This is a genomic window from Testudinibacter sp. P27/CKL/0425, assembly GCF_052931395.1.
On record NZ_CM128801.1, the window covers coordinates 713,231 to 726,926 of the forward strand.

Below are 13,696 nucleotides of genomic sequence, written 5' to 3' on the forward strand. Positions count from 1 at the left end.
AGTTTGTTCACCCTTTTTGCTATTTGGGATAAAGGGAATTGAGATGCTGCCAATTAAGCTATTTTATGGATTATTGATTTTATTGGTATTGCTGCCACTGATCATCTTCCGTTTCAGCCACCATAAAAACTCGCTCAAAATCAACCGTTATTTAGCGCTCGGCTTGGCGATTGTCGCCGGCGTGTTGTGGGGCGCGGCAAATCAATTGCTGATCGTCACCGATGATAATCAGGCACAAGAATATGCGTTATTTTTTCCGCAGGATTATAGCTTGTTAAACGGCAAATCCGTCGCGGTGCCGTACCAATTGGGCTGGTGGCAGGCGAGTGTGATCAATAATGGACAACTGCCGCTGATTTATGAAACTGTGAAATACGGCAGCTCAGAAACCAGCGCCGAAGTTCGCGGTATTTTCCCGTATGCGTTGATGAGTAATTTACCAGAACCGATCAGTTATACTTTTTCCGAACCACCAAGTGCGGTACGGCTCACTTTTTTCAGCTCGGATTTAAGGGGTTGGGTGCATCGTTTTAAGCACTGTTTCTTTCCAGCAGTTTCACCGGCAATGCAATTCGCTCGCTTGCCGGATTCGTTGCGTCCTGTCGCAACACCGCTTGCAGCTTTTTCGCCGCTAGTTCGCCCATTTTTTCATACGGAATTTGCAGCGTGGTCAGGCGTGGGTGGATGATGCTACCGATGTTTAAACCGCCGATGCCAACAATCGCCGCTTGGTGTGGCACGGCAATATGCTTACGTGCAATTTCGCACAAGGCGCCGCACGCCAGTTCATCGGAAAGAAAGAGATAAGCGTCAATTTGCCCCCATTCTGACAGTGCGTCATTGAACAGCTCCGCACCGGTTGAGAAGTTGGTTTCGGTCGGGCGGTGCAGCACCAAGTGCGGACTGATATGTTGGCTGAGCAGCACACTTTGCCAGCTTTCCAAATATTGTTGAAAAATCGTATGATCCGGCATGGCGGAAAGCAAGCCAAGCTGGCGATAGCCTTTTTTCAGCAGGAACTGCACAATCTGTTGAACCGCACTTTTACAATCGATCCCGATATTAATGCCAATTGGGCTCGGTTGCAGCATTCCGATTTCGATCACCGGAATCGCACTGTTTTTCAACCATTCCGTTTCTTTTGGCGGACAGTTTAGGTTTAGTAGAATGATTGCGGCGGGAGCATGGCGAATCAGCGCCTGCATCCAGTGGGGATCATTGAGCATTAAAATAATCAGTTGTAAATTCGCACTTTTCAGATTTTTTTGCAGTGCGGATAAAATCAGTGCATTTTCGCTGGAGGTGATTGACGAGCTGATAATCACGATATTGCGCGAAGAAACGGAAGCCAGCTCTCTGGCGGCGGAGTTGGGAATATAGCCCAGTTGTTTGACCGTACTTTCGATTTTGTGTCGCAGGCTGTCGGAAACCAGCTCGGGCGTGCGTAAGGCGCGAGAAACCGTCATCTGCCCGACGCCGACCCGCTTGGCGACATCCGCCAGCGTTACTCTGCCGGTGGTGCGTCGTGTTCGTGTTGAGGGGGTATTGGAAGACATGGGGCAACCTTTAGTTTTTTATTCCAGTATAACAAACAAATCAGCTAAAACAGGTTTTTTACCGAAAAATGTTAGCGCTATCACTAAATACGATCAATTTGATTGATAGCGCTAACATCAACGCTTACATCCTGGGTATCTTAATCATCCGGAGAAGTCACCATGCTGAAATCTTTCCTCCCTTTGGCGCATATTCAACAAGTCGAGACGGTTTCCGACTGGCAACAGGCGGTGAAACAGTGCGCCGAGCCGTTATTGCAAGAGCAGCTGATTGAAGCGCGCTACCTTGATCGCATTTTTACCCTGTATGACGAAATCGGGCCGTATTTTGTGATTGCGCCGCAGATTGCGATGCCACACGCCCGACCGGAAGACGGTGCTCTGGATCAAGCGCTTTCGCTGCTGGTGATTAAGCAAGAGGTGGATTTTGGTTCGGAAAATGATCCGGTCAAACTGGTGATTTTATTGGTAGCAAAAGACAATCATTCACATCTGGATATGCTGGAGGCGGTTGCGGAGTTGTTATCCGACGAAAGTGCGGTCGAAGCGATTATTCAGGCGGAAAACAGTACAGCGATTGCCGAGATAGTGCATCGCTATTAAGTGTTATTAACAGAGGAGAAACACGATGAAAATTATGGCAGTTTGCGGACACGGTCTGGGCAGCAGCTTTATGATGGAAATGAATATCAAAAAAGCGCTGGTGAAATTGGGGATCGAAGCGGAAGTCGGGCATACCGATTTAGCCTCAGTAACACCAAATGAGGCTGATGTTTTTGTGATGGCGCGTGATATTGCCGAAAGCAGCAGCGTACCGGCAGACAAAATTGTAGTGGTCACCAATATTGTCAGTGCCGCAGAATTTGAACAAAAATTAGGCGAATATTTTAACCGCTAATTTAGCGTCAGCAAAGGAGCTATGCTATGGAATCCATTCTGTTTTTTATCCTCGATATTCTGAAAGTGCCGTCGATTCTGGTCGGGGTGATCGCTTTAGTCGGCTTGCTACTACAGCGCAAAGCCTTCCCCGATGTGGTGAAAGGCACGATTAAAACCATTCTCGGTTTTATCGTTTTAGGTGGCGGCGCGGGCGTGTTGGTCGGCTCGTTGAATCCGCTCGGCAATATGTTTGAATTTGCGTTTAACGTGCAAGGGATTATCCCGAACAATGAAGCAATCGTATCAATGGCGTTGGAACAATACGGCACTGCAACTGCGCTGATCATGGAGTTCGGAATGTTGGCGAATATCGTGGTGGCGCGTTTCACTCGTTTAAAATTCATCTTCCTGACCGGACACCACACCTTCTATATGGCGTGTATGATCGGGGTGATTTTAACTGTAGCAGGCTTTGAAGGCGTACAATTAGTGTTTGTCGGATCGCTGACGTTGGGCTTGATTATGGCATTTTCCCCGGCAATTGCGCATCGTTATATGAAACGGATCACCGGCAGCGATGAAGTCGGTTTCGGACATTTCGGCACTATCGGTTATGTGTTGTCCGGTGCGATTGGCGAAGCGGTCGGGAAAGGTTCGAAATCTACCGAAGAGATCAACCTGCCGAAAAACCTCAGTTTCCTGCGCGACAGTTCGATTTCTATCTCATTGACCATGATGGTGATTTACTTGGTGCTGGCGTTGTCGTCCGGTAGCGAATATATCGAACAAAACCTCAGCGGCGGGCAAAACTATTTGGTGTATGCGATTATCCAAGGCATCACCTTTGCTGCCGGGGTGTATATTATCTTAGCAGGGGTACGTTTGATTCTGGCGGAAATCGTGCCGGCATTTACCGGAATTTCTGAAAAACTAGTGCCGAACGCCAGACCTGCACTGGATTGCCCGATTGTGTTCCCGTATGCACCGAATGCGGTGTTAATCGGCTTCCTGTTCAGCTTTTTGGGCGGAATCGTCGGGCTGTTTATCTTAGGGCAATTGAGTTGGGTGCTGATCCTACCGGGCGTAGTACCGCACTTCTTCTGCGGTGCAACCGCAGGCGTGTTCGGTAATGCCACCGGTGGTCGTCGTGGGGCGATGTTGGGCGCATTCTGCCACGGGGTGTTAATCACCTTCCTGCCGGTTTTCTTGCCGGTGCTAGGTTCACTCGGCTTTGCCAACACCACATTCTCAGACACCGATTTCGGCGGCGTCGGCATCGCGTTAGGCTATATGGCACAATATTTGTCATTGAACATGATCATCGCAACCATCACCGGAATCTTTGTGTTGTTAGTGGCTTATAACTACTTGGCGAAAAAACCGCAAGCCGGCGACAACCAATAACCAGTGTTATGCTTCATCCATACCGCACTTGGCATACCAAGTGCGGTATTTTTGTCGCTAAACTGCGGTTACAACTCCGCCCCGTTACTGGCGATCACTTTTTGATACCAATAGAACGAATCTTTGCGTGAGCGGGCTTTGGTGCCGTTGCCGTCGTCGTCTAAATCCACATAAATAAAGCCGTAGCGTTTCGACATTTCCGAAGTGGACATACTCACCAAATCAATCGGCCCCCAACTGAGATAACCGCGCAGATCGACACCGTCGCCGATCGCTTCCTGCATTTGCTGAATGTGCGCGCGCAGATACGCAATTCGATAATCGTCGTGAATGCTGCCGTCAGCTTCGACTTTGTCATAAGCGCCCAAGCCGTTTTCCACGATAAACAGCGGTTTTTGATAGCGGTCGTACATATCGTTCAGGGTAATCCGCAAGCCGACCGGATCGATCTGCCAGCCCCAGTCGGAGGCGTTGATATACGGATTTTTCACCCCGCCCATCAGATTGCCGCCGGTGCGCTCCACATTGTCGTGGGTGGTGGCGCAGAGCGAAACGTAGTAGCTGAACGAGATAAAATCGACCGGATACTGTTTTAAGATTGCCTCATCGCCCGGCTCTTGCTGAATCTTAACGTTATTTTCCGCCCAGTGGCGCAGCATATATTTCGGGTATTCACCACGGGCGTGCACATCGGTGAAGTATAAGTTTTGCTGGTTCAGCCACTGTGCCAAACGCTGATCTTGCGGATCGGCACTGTAAGCATAGTGCGGCAGACGTGCTAACATACAGCCCATTTGCCCGTCGGGAATGATTTCATGCAGTGCTTTGGTCGCCAGCGCACTGGCGATGAATTGGTGGTGCAACGCTTGATATTTGGCATTCTCACGTTCACTTTCAGCGACGCGATCAATCACCACGCCGCCGCCGGTGAACGGGCTGTGCATGGTGATCATATTGATTTCATTAAAGCTCAGCCAATATTTAACCAAATCTTTATAACGGGTGAAGACGGTTTCGGCATAGCGCAGAAAATGCCCGACCGTTTCACGCCCTAGCCAGCCGTTGTATTTTTCGGTTAGCCCCAACGGTGTTTCATAATGGCAAAGTGTCACCATCGGCTCAATGCCGTGTTTGCGCATTTCTTCAAACACCGCTTGATAATATTGCAAGCCGGCTTCGTTCGGCTGTTGATCATCACCGTTCGGGAAGATCCGCGTCCAGTGGATCGAAATGCGGAACATTTTAAAGCCCATTTCCGCCAACAGCGCAATGTCCTGCTTATAATGGTGATAAAAATCAATCCCTTCGCGTTTTGGAAAGCGGGCTTGTTTCTTGCCGCTGAGAATATCCGCCAGCTCCTGCGAACTGATTTCAATCGAGGCGGTGTGTGCGCCACGTTCGGCTTTCGGCACATAGGCGACCATATCTGCGCTGGACAGCCCTTTGCCGTCGGCGTCAAATGCGCCTTCAATCTGATTGGCGGCGGTGGCGCCACCCCATAAAAAATTTGATGGGAAAGGTTTTAAACTGCTCATTTTGATTTCCTTATGTTCATCATGCTGTTGGTTACGACAGGGCGGCTTCGCCCTGAAAGTGCGGTTTACTGTAGCATGAATATTGAGTGCGTGATAAATCCTTTTATTCCACCATACCGCACTTTTCGCCGAAAGTGCGGTCAAACTAAAATCATTTATGCAAATTTTCGTCTGATTGGAGAATAAAATGAAACAACAGCTTTTAACATGGGCAAGTGCGGTCTTGCTGGCATTGCCGCTGGCGGCGGGCGCCAACTTAAATCCGCAGCCGCCGCAAAGCACACTACTTGAAGTGGCGGTGGAGAAACCGTTAGTCAACGAATTGCAAGATATCACCTACGCCCAGCCGCAGGTGATGGGGCGGCGGATGAATTTAAAAATGGATATTCTAAAACCGCAAACCGAAGAGCGGTTGCCGGCGGTGCTGTTCGTGACCGGCGGCGGTTTTCTGATGTCGCCGAAAGCAAATTATATTCAGCAGCGGCTGGCGATTGCCGAGGCGGGCTATGTGGTGGCGAGTATCGAATATCGCCATATTCCGCACGGTAAATTCCCTGATCCGCTGTTAGACGTGAAATCGGCGGTTCGCTATCTGCGGGCGCACGCCGAAGAATTTGGCATTGATAAAGATAAAATCGCAGTGATGGGCGAGTCGGCGGGCGGTTATTTTGCCGCACTTGCCGCCACCACCAACGGCGATCGCCAATTTGATCTGGGTGAAAATCTGGATCAAAGCAGTGCGGTGCAGGCGGCAATTGATATTTACGGCTTGTCCGATTTAACCCAAATCGGCGCGGATTATGCGGCGGAAGTGCAGGCATTGCACGATCGTGATAATGTCTCGGAAGCGTTAATGCTGAACGGAATACCGCCGTTTGCCGCCGGTGGTGCGGTGAAATCCACGCCGGAATTGGCGGCGCAAGCCAACCCGATTAGCCATATTTCCAACCGCACGCCGCCGTTTTTATTAATGCACGGCGATGCGGATCTGCTGGTTTCACCGAGCCAGACCGAGATTTTATTTGCAGCCTTGCAGGAAAAAGGCGTTAGCGCGCAGCGTTATGTAGTGAAAAGCGCCGATCATGCCGGTATCTACTGGGCGCAGCCGCAAGTGGTCAAGGTGATGATTGATTTCTTAAACCAACAATTTAAACCGTCAGCAAAATGAGGATTGAATGATGCAAAAAACCGTATTGACTTCACTTGCCGTCGCGACCGCACTTTGCAGCGCTCAGAGCCTGGCGGCGATCGAAAAAATTGACTCCAGCATCGAGCAGGTCACGCTGTATCAACATTTGGCAAAAGTAGAACGCCGCGCTGAAGTTCATTTAAACCCCGGCACGCACGAATTGCAGTTTGCCAATCTGCCGCTCAGTTTGGAAGAGAGTTCACTGCAGTTTAGTGCCGAAGGCAACCGCGGTTTGACGGTGCTCTCAATAGACAGTGAAGTGCGGTCTGCGCGGCAGCATTCGGCAAGTTTGTTGCGTGAGCTGCAACAGGAAATTAGCGCACAGCAGTCGGAGTTACAGAAAATTGCCGATCAGTTGGCAATGCTTGAAAATCAGTTTTCCTTGCTGCAAACCTTACAACATGGGCGGCTGAACGGGCAAAGTGCGGTACAAAGCGTTTCGTTTGAAGATTTTAGTCAGTTGCAGAAATTTTCGCGCACCACTTATGCCGAGTTAACCGGCGAAAAAAGTTGGCTTGTATCACGCCAACAAGATGAACAACGCAAACTGGAACAGTTGCAGCAGGAGTATCAGCGCTTAGGCGGAGATCAGGGTTTGATGCAGCGCGTTGTTCGGGTGCAGGTACAGGCGGCGGATAGCGGCAAGCAAACGCTTAAGTTGGCGTACAACACGGTCAATGCTTCGTGGCAACCGCAGTATCAGCTGGATTATAACAGTGAAAACAACCAGTTAAGCCTGCAATATGCCGCCAGCATCCGGCAGAACAGCAATGAGGATTGGCAGAATGTGAAACTGATTTTATCCAGCGCCAATCCGATACAAGTCGGCGAAGCGCCGCAAGTTGAGCCTTGGTTGATCGATTTCTATCAGCCGTACAACCTACAGCAGCCAAGGGCAGTGGCGATGCAGCACAAAAGTGCGGTTGCTGCGATGGACGGCGCCGAAGTGTTGGAATTGGCGGCACCACAGCCGATGATGATTGAAAGCGGCACGATCGCCTCGCAGTTTGAAATTTCTGGCACGGTGAATTTGCTCAGCAGCAACAGTGCGCAAAATGTGGTGATCGCGCAAACAGCGCAGCCGGTCAGTGCCGAATATGCGTTTTATCCGGGCTATCAGCAGAAAGTGTTGCTGACGGTCAGCGGCAAAAACCAGCAGGATTATCCGCTGCTGGGCGGCAGTCTGCGCACTTCTTACGACGGACAGGTGATCGGTTCTGGTTACTTGCCGACCCTATTGCCGGGCGAAGAGTTTAAGCAGCTGATCGGCGAAGATCAAACCATCAGCGTTCAAGCCGAACCGCTCAAACGCAACGAGGAAAACAGCGGCTTAATCAATAAATCCAAAGTGGTGCGAATCAGCAGCGGCTACACCCTGCAAAACAACCGCCCGCAAGCGGTCGAAGTGGTAGTGTACGACCGCATTCCGCAAAGTGTGCAGCAAAAGCTTGTGGTCACGGTCAGCGAACCGAATTTGAAAAACGTCACCCTCGACGACAACGGTCGCTACCAACAAAAAATCACCCTCGCGCCAAACAGCAAGCAACGAGTGGAAAAAGCCTTTAGTTTGCAATATCCGCAAGATAAACAGCTTGAAGGGTTGTAGGGAAAGTGCGGTTTTTAATCATTGACTCGCTCAACAAGTGATACTATAGTATCACTTGTTGACGACGAAGGATTAACGTATGAAAGTGGAATTAGTCACCTCGCTTAAGCGGCAGGCAACGCAAATTTTAGCGGATTTGAATCAGAGCAAGGAGCCGGTGCTGATCACCGAATATGGCAAACCGGCAGCCTATTTGTTGGCAGTTGATGATTACCAATTTATGCAGCAGAGATTGGCGATTTTAGAGGGAATTGCCCGCGGTGAGCGCGCACTTGCCGAGCAAGAGGTGCTGTCGCATGGTATGGCGCAGGATAGCATGGCGAAATGGCTGAAATAATTTGGACAAAACCGGCGTTAACCGATTTAAATTATATTGCCGAATATATTGCATTGCATAATCCCACTGCGGCAAAGAAGCTAGTTAAAACGGCGTTTAATAAAGTCGGACGCTTGCAGGATTTCCCTGATTCGGGGCGTATTCCGCCAGAGTTACCGCACTTGAACTATCGAGAAATTGTTGTACCGCCTTGCCGTATTTTTTATAAACAGCAAACGAATGTTGTTGTGATTCTATTTGTTATGCGGCAAGAACAGGATTTGCGTCGTTTTATGTTGTCGCTATAACGGAAGCAAACAAAAAAGTGCGGTCAGGCTGTTTGCCGACCGCACTTTGGTTTTAGTTTGGTTTACAGATCCCCAAACTCGCCGCGATTGAAGGCTTGGAATTTTTCCAACAGTTCTTCACGGCTGTTCATCACAAACGGACCGTGGGCGGCGAAATACCAGTTTTGCCGCTTCATCGCCCGCTTGCAGGCGGATTGCGCCGCTTTCCATATTGAACGTTACCAATTCGGTTGGACGTGCGACTTTGTCATCATTAATCCGCGCAGTGCCACTAACATCAGATTATGATTGGCAGGCACTTCAAGTGCGGTTTGGCTGTCGGCATTCAGATCGATTTCCCACATATTCAACTCGGTGAAGGTGCGAGCTGCGCCTTTTTGTCCTTGATAATCGCCTGCGATAATCCGCACTTGCCCCGCATTATCCGCCAATGTGATAACCGGAATGCTGGCGGCAGTAATGCTTTGGTAAGCCGCTGGGGTGTTTTTATCTTTGGCAGGCAAATTCACCCAAAATTGCAACATTTCAAACATGCCGCCTTCACGGCTGAAGCGTTCGCTGTGAAACTCTTGGTGCACAATGCCACGACCGGCAGTCATCCATTGCACGTCGCCGGTGCCGATCACGCCGCCGTTGCCGGTGCTGTCACGGTGTTCCACTTCGCCTTGCAATGCGATAGTCACGGTTTCAAATCCGGCGTGCGGGTGAGCGCCCACACCACGCGGATTTGCTTCATTCGGTGCGAATTTTTGCGGCATCGCATAATCCAGCATCAAAAACGGACTGGTGAATTTGTCGTTTGCCATATGTGAAAACAGTGGTGAAACATAAAAGCCGTCACCGACCCAGTGTTTGCTTGGGGCGGAATAAATCGTGTTAATAGTACTCATAATTTCTCCTTAGTTTGTCATCATACCGTTGCGTTGTGCTTGGCGCAGTTTTTCCGGGGTTACATCGTTGCCGAGCGGATCTAGCACGCTGACGGTCGATAAAATGTTGTTCATCTGTCCGCGAATTGCGCGCAGATAACGTTGTCTTAATTCATCACGTTCAGCCAGTTCTGCCGCTGAAAGTGCGGTATTTCTCGCTTTGCGGGCGAGCTCATTGATTCGATCCAATTCTAAAATTCGCATAACGCCTCCTAAACGTTGCTGTCTTGATGTGGCACAGTTTATAATGGTTTCATTATATGAACAAGATTGAAAAATTAAACGTAAGGTTGCAAAAATGGAACGAATTGATTTGAACGATATGCGTTTTTTTGTCGCCACGGTGCAGGCTGGCAGCTTAAGCCGTGCCGCCGAATTATTGCACTTGCCGAAGTCCCGCTTAAGCCGCCGTTTAACCGAATTGGAAACCGCACTTGGCAGTAAATTGATCGATCGCGGGCGCAACGGCGTGCGGTTGAACGAGCTGGGCGAGCCGTTTTACCGCCATGCGGTGATGATGTTGGAATGTGCCGATAATGCCGTTGGCAGCGTGGCACAGAGTTTAGGCACGCCGCGCGGCTTGCTGCGGATTTCCGTTTCCAGCGAAGTGCTGCACCACTGCGTTGCACCGCACTTGAGCGAGTATTTGCGCCGTTATCCCGATGTGGCGTTGGATATCAGCATGGATAATCGGCGGGTGAATATGATTCAAGACGGCGTGGATATTGCACTGCGTATTGGGCTGCCGCAACAAGAGGATCTGGTGGCAAAGCAGGTCGGCATGATTTCGCTCGGCGTGTACGCTTCGCCCACCTATTTGCAGCAACAGGGCACGCCGCAAACGCCGAGTGAGCTGGCGGCACACACGCTGTTACATAAAAGCGACGGGCGGGAGTGGCAGTTTCATCAAGCAGGCAAAACGGAAAAAGTCACCGCCGCCAAACGGGTTTCCGCCAACGATGCGGATCTATTGGCAAGATTGGTTGATGATCACATCGGCATTGCACTGTTGCCTGAAATGGGCATGCTGCACAATGCCGAACGGGTTCGGTTACTGCCCGACTGGCAGTTGGAATCGGTGCCACTGTATGCCATTTATTATAAAAATCGCGGTTTTGTGCCGACAGTGCGCAGTTTTGTCGAATTTATGGCGTCGCTTTTTACTGAATAAGATGATTGTTTTACTCGCTTTGTAAAAAATTAATCCTTTTTTGGTCGTGCTGTTGATTGTGGTGAGCATTCAGTCGGTTGCGCTATTTATCTTGCAAGCGTTATCCAAACTACACAAAGCGGGTGCGTCGTGTAAGGGCTAACTCAGCCTTTCAAATTCCTCGGCAGAATTGTCTGAAACAGCTCACGGCTTTTCAACGGCTGGCTGCCGAGGTAGGGTTTTAATGCCATGCGGGTGAAGCGTTTGGCGGCTTGCAGAACGTGCTTCTGCTCAAATTCCAACGCAGCAAATGCCAGCAACTCATCGCCGTAAAAGGTGTTGTTGTTTTTCAACAGTGAGGCGATAAAGCCTTTTTCCGCCTGATATTGATAGCTCATTTGCGGATCGACCGCTTGCCCTGAACCGGCGCAATGCAGAAAGTCCACGCCGTAGCCGAGGGTGTGTAGCAGTTGAAATTCAAACTTGCGCAGCGCCGGTTCAATCGCACTTAGCCCTGAAGCATTTAGCCCCGCAGCGTCGGCGGTGTGCGGCGTTTGTTGGATAGCAAGTGCGGTCAGACAGCCGAGATAATCTTGAAACAGTTGCGGATAAGCGGTTTCGGTTTCAATCACCCGTGCGATTAACTCATTGACATAAAATGCGCTGTAAAGTGCGGTATGCGCTAGCGGCAAGGCTAACGACGCCGCTTCCGCTTTGGTCAAAATTTTCAAGTCGCCACGCCCCGACCAACGCAGCAACAGCGGTGTGAACGGCTGCAACAGGCTTTTCAACGCCGAACGCTTCGCCCGTGCGCCTTTCGTCAACACAGTCAAACGCCCGCTCTCTTCGGTGAAGAGATCGACCAACAGACTGGTTTCATTATAAGGCCTGCGATGCAACACAAACCCACGCTGCCATGTTTCGATGATGCTACTCCGTCAAATCAATTGCTTGCCGCTACAAACTGTACCGGCGAAAATACTCAATATTCGACCTTAATCAAGGCTTTTTCCCGAATGGATTGTTTGGCGGCGACGGCAACACAAACCGCACGCATCGGCGCATCGTGTAACACGCTGGTCTGTTTTTGCTGTAAATGTTGTAGCACGCTGAGGGCTTCGATTTCGACCGCCCGACTGAGCCAAAACGGGCATAATCCGTGAGTTTGGTTGTATTTTTGTATGCTTTTGCCGTTTTCACGCAGGGATAAATCCGCTTCAAATTCATCATACAGGCTGTATTGTTGCCGGTGTCCGTCAGCAAACGAGAGTGTTAAAGTTGAAGTGAAAAAATTGACCACCAGCGAACCCAGTTCACCGTGAATAGCAATGCCCCATTCATGCAGGCGGTAGGCCGTTCCCATTTCCAATGATCCGAAAACGCCGTTTTTAAATTGCAACAGCAGCTGAATAATATCGTGATTATCCGGTGTGTCGGGGTGCGCTCGATTGGTTGACTGCGCATATACTGAATCTACTTCGCCCAATAACCAACACAACAGATCCAGTTCGTGAATTTCATGTAACAGTTTGCCGCCGGTCAAATTGATGTCGTTTTTCCACCAGTCTTTATCACGAGCGGAGTCGATCCAGCGCTGGCGATTGGCTCGGGCAACGGTGATTTTGCCCAGTGTGTTGGCTTCAATCAACTGTTTGGCTTTCAGCAAACCCGGCAACGTGCGCAACACGTGTCCGATAAAGACCGGTTTTTTCACCTGTCGCGCCAGAGTTAAAAGGTGATGGCAATCAGCGGTTTCTGTGGCAAACGGGGTTTCGATAAAAACCGCACTTCCGGCATTGAGTGCCGCTTCGGCAACGTTGCGGTGTGCAGAGTTGTAGGTTGCGATCAGCACCAAATCAGGCTGGGTTGCCAGCATCTCTTCGTGGCTTAGATAGGCGGTAGTATTGAGTTTGGTGGCTAGGTTAACGGCAAGTTGCTGATTGATGTCGGTGACGCCGACCAATTCAGCACCGTTTTTATGAAAACCGATAGCCAATTGCTGACCAAAGAATCCGCAGCCGATTAAGGCGATTTTAGTGGTATTCATCGTGTTACGCTTCCTTTGCGGTTAAACGCTGTCTGACGCCCTGAAAATAGAGCAAAATAGCGTGTTGCATACGTTCTAGATCCCGAGCTTCAATGGCATCGACCCATTCCCGATATTGAATTGCGGTGGCGGTGGGGCTGATTTGGCTAGGCGGCAATTCATGTTCCAACAAGCGGTAAATCTGCCAGAACGCATCAAGATATTGCGACAACAGATGATTTTCTACCGCTTGATAAACCAAAAGATGCACCTGCCGTTCTTCTTCCTCAGAAAAAGCGGCACTACGGGCATTGTGCTCAATTACGGTGACCAGTTGTAGCAGTTGTTCTACCTGTGTATCAGTAATTTTTGCCAGCGCAATCGGGGCAAAGCCGTATTGCAAAATTTCCCGCACATCGAGAATATCAAGCAGACATTTCACATCATTATGCAGGTGTAATTGTGCATGAAATGCCAAACCACGGATCATCGGTACCAGTGAGGATTCGCCGACAAACGTACCGATACCGTGATGAATGTCGAGAATATGCAAGGCTTCCAGTGATTTAATCGCTTCTCGCAAACTGGAGCGGCTCACGCCCAGCGTCTCGATTAATTCGCTTTCTGTCGGCATCAAATCGCCCGGTTTCAGATGATGTTCTAAAATCAGTGTTTTGATCTTTTCTTGCAACGCCAATGTTGCCGCTTTTTTAGTCAGTTTTTTCATGTCAGAAAATATCGGTTTGAATGAAACGTCAATAGATATATGATGTCTTATGTTTATGTTAATAGTAAACT

At 49.7% G+C, this 13,696-nt stretch carries 16 protein-coding genes; 8 read left to right on the top strand and 8 right to left on the bottom strand.

The window, feature by feature from the left end; genetic code table 11:
- Window positions 1–530: 530 nt before the first annotated feature.
- A complete protein-coding gene (locus tag ACUHGC_RS03540; protein WP_446834289.1) occupies window positions 531–1,556 on the bottom strand; it encodes a LacI family DNA-binding transcriptional regulator in 1,026 nt (341 codons plus the stop codon).
- Window positions 1,557–1,718: 162 nt separating this feature from the next.
- Between ACUHGC_RS03540 and ACUHGC_RS03545 the strand changes: the two genes are divergently transcribed.
- The 3 genes from ACUHGC_RS03545 to ACUHGC_RS03555 are packed head-to-tail and all read left to right on the top strand — an operon-like array spanning window position 1,719 to window position 3,839.
- Window positions 1,719–2,159 (top strand): PTS sugar transporter subunit IIA, encoded by a 441-nt coding sequence (locus ACUHGC_RS03545; protein WP_446834290.1) that lies wholly within the window; start codon window positions 1,719–1,721, stop codon window positions 2,157–2,159.
- Between the two features lie 25 nt (window positions 2,160–2,184).
- Window positions 2,185–2,454 (top strand): PTS sugar transporter subunit IIB, encoded by a 270-nt coding sequence (locus ACUHGC_RS03550; protein ID WP_446834291.1) that lies wholly within the window; start codon window positions 2,185–2,187, stop codon window positions 2,452–2,454.
- A 26-nt stretch (window positions 2,455–2,480) separates the two neighbouring features.
- Complete coding sequence (locus tag ACUHGC_RS03555; RefSeq protein WP_446834292.1) at window positions 2,481–3,839, top strand: PTS ascorbate transporter subunit IIC; 1,359 nt, start codon at window positions 2,481–2,483, stop codon at window positions 3,837–3,839.
- A gap of 68 nt (window positions 3,840–3,907) precedes the next feature.
- Here the strand turns inward: ACUHGC_RS03555 and ACUHGC_RS03560 are convergent, their stop codons facing one another.
- On the bottom strand, window positions 3,908–5,374 hold the full coding sequence (locus ACUHGC_RS03560) for a glycoside hydrolase family 1 protein (protein ID WP_446834293.1): 1,467 nt from the start codon (window positions 5,372–5,374) through the stop codon (window positions 3,908–3,910).
- 187 nt (window positions 5,375–5,561) lie between these two features.
- Here ACUHGC_RS03560 and ACUHGC_RS03565 point away from each other — a divergent pair, with 187 nt between their 5' ends.
- From ACUHGC_RS03565 to ACUHGC_RS03580, 4 genes are all read left to right on the top strand, one after another.
- Window positions 5,562–6,542 carry an alpha/beta hydrolase fold domain-containing protein gene (locus ACUHGC_RS03565; RefSeq protein ID WP_446834294.1) on the top strand — a complete coding sequence of 327 codons (981 nt, stop codon included), beginning with the start codon at window positions 5,562–5,564 and terminating at the stop codon, window positions 6,540–6,542.
- Window positions 6,543–6,552: 10 nt separating this feature from the next.
- The gene (locus ACUHGC_RS03570) at window positions 6,553–8,169 is read left to right on the top strand and encodes a mucoidy inhibitor MuiA family protein (protein ID WP_446834295.1); all 1,617 of its coding nucleotides are present in this window, start codon (window positions 6,553–6,555) and stop codon (window positions 8,167–8,169) included.
- A 79-nt stretch (window positions 8,170–8,248) separates the two neighbouring features.
- Window positions 8,249–8,506: a type II toxin-antitoxin system Phd/YefM family antitoxin gene (locus ACUHGC_RS03575; protein WP_446834296.1), complete on the top strand. Its 258-nt coding sequence runs from the start codon at window positions 8,249–8,251 to the stop codon at window positions 8,504–8,506.
- The gene (locus ACUHGC_RS03580) at window positions 8,494–8,793 is read left to right on the top strand and encodes a type II toxin-antitoxin system RelE/ParE family toxin (protein ID WP_446834297.1); all 300 of its coding nucleotides are present in this window, start codon (window positions 8,494–8,496) and stop codon (window positions 8,791–8,793) included. The genes ACUHGC_RS03575 and ACUHGC_RS03580 overlap by 13 nt, the downstream gene beginning before the upstream one ends.
- A gap of 62 nt (window positions 8,794–8,855) precedes the next feature.
- Here the strand turns inward: ACUHGC_RS03580 and ACUHGC_RS03585 are convergent, their stop codons facing one another.
- The 3 genes from ACUHGC_RS03585 to ACUHGC_RS03595 are packed head-to-tail and all read right to left on the bottom strand — an operon-like array spanning window position 8,856 to window position 9,926.
- Entirely contained in the window at window positions 8,856–8,969 is a 114-nt protein-coding gene (locus ACUHGC_RS03585; protein WP_446834298.1) for a pirin-like C-terminal cupin domain-containing protein, read from the bottom strand.
- Window positions 8,970–9,011: 42 nt separating this feature from the next.
- Window positions 9,012–9,683, bottom strand: a complete 672-nt coding sequence (locus tag ACUHGC_RS03590) for a pirin family protein (RefSeq protein WP_446834299.1) — start codon at window positions 9,681–9,683, stop codon at window positions 9,012–9,014.
- 9 nt (window positions 9,684–9,692) lie between these two features.
- Complete coding sequence (locus ACUHGC_RS03595) at window positions 9,693–9,926, bottom strand: DUF896 domain-containing protein (RefSeq protein WP_446834300.1); 234 nt, start codon at window positions 9,924–9,926, stop codon at window positions 9,693–9,695.
- A 94-nt stretch (window positions 9,927–10,020) separates the two neighbouring features.
- On the opposite strand from ACUHGC_RS03595, the gene ACUHGC_RS03600 reads away from it, so the two are divergent.
- On the top strand, window positions 10,021–10,893 hold the full coding sequence (locus tag ACUHGC_RS03600; RefSeq protein WP_446834301.1) for a LysR family transcriptional regulator: 873 nt from the start codon (window positions 10,021–10,023) through the stop codon (window positions 10,891–10,893).
- A 143-nt stretch (window positions 10,894–11,036) separates the two neighbouring features.
- Here ACUHGC_RS03600 and recO read toward each other — a convergent pair whose 3' ends face one another.
- From recO to ACUHGC_RS03615, 3 genes are read right to left on the bottom strand one after another with little or no spacing between them, the layout of a single operon-like run.
- Window positions 11,037–11,801: a DNA repair protein RecO gene (gene recO / locus ACUHGC_RS03605; RefSeq protein ID WP_446834828.1), complete on the bottom strand. Its 765-nt coding sequence runs from the start codon at window positions 11,799–11,801 to the stop codon at window positions 11,037–11,039.
- 53 nt (window positions 11,802–11,854) lie between these two features.
- Window positions 11,855–12,919, bottom strand: coding sequence for a Gfo/Idh/MocA family protein (locus tag ACUHGC_RS03610; RefSeq protein ID WP_446834302.1), 1,065 nt, complete (start codon window positions 12,917–12,919; stop codon window positions 11,855–11,857).
- A gap of 4 nt (window positions 12,920–12,923) precedes the next feature.
- The gene (locus ACUHGC_RS03615; protein WP_446834303.1) at window positions 12,924–13,625 is read right to left on the bottom strand and encodes a FadR/GntR family transcriptional regulator; all 702 of its coding nucleotides are present in this window, start codon (window positions 13,623–13,625) and stop codon (window positions 12,924–12,926) included.
- Window positions 13,626–13,696 lie beyond the last annotated feature (71 nt).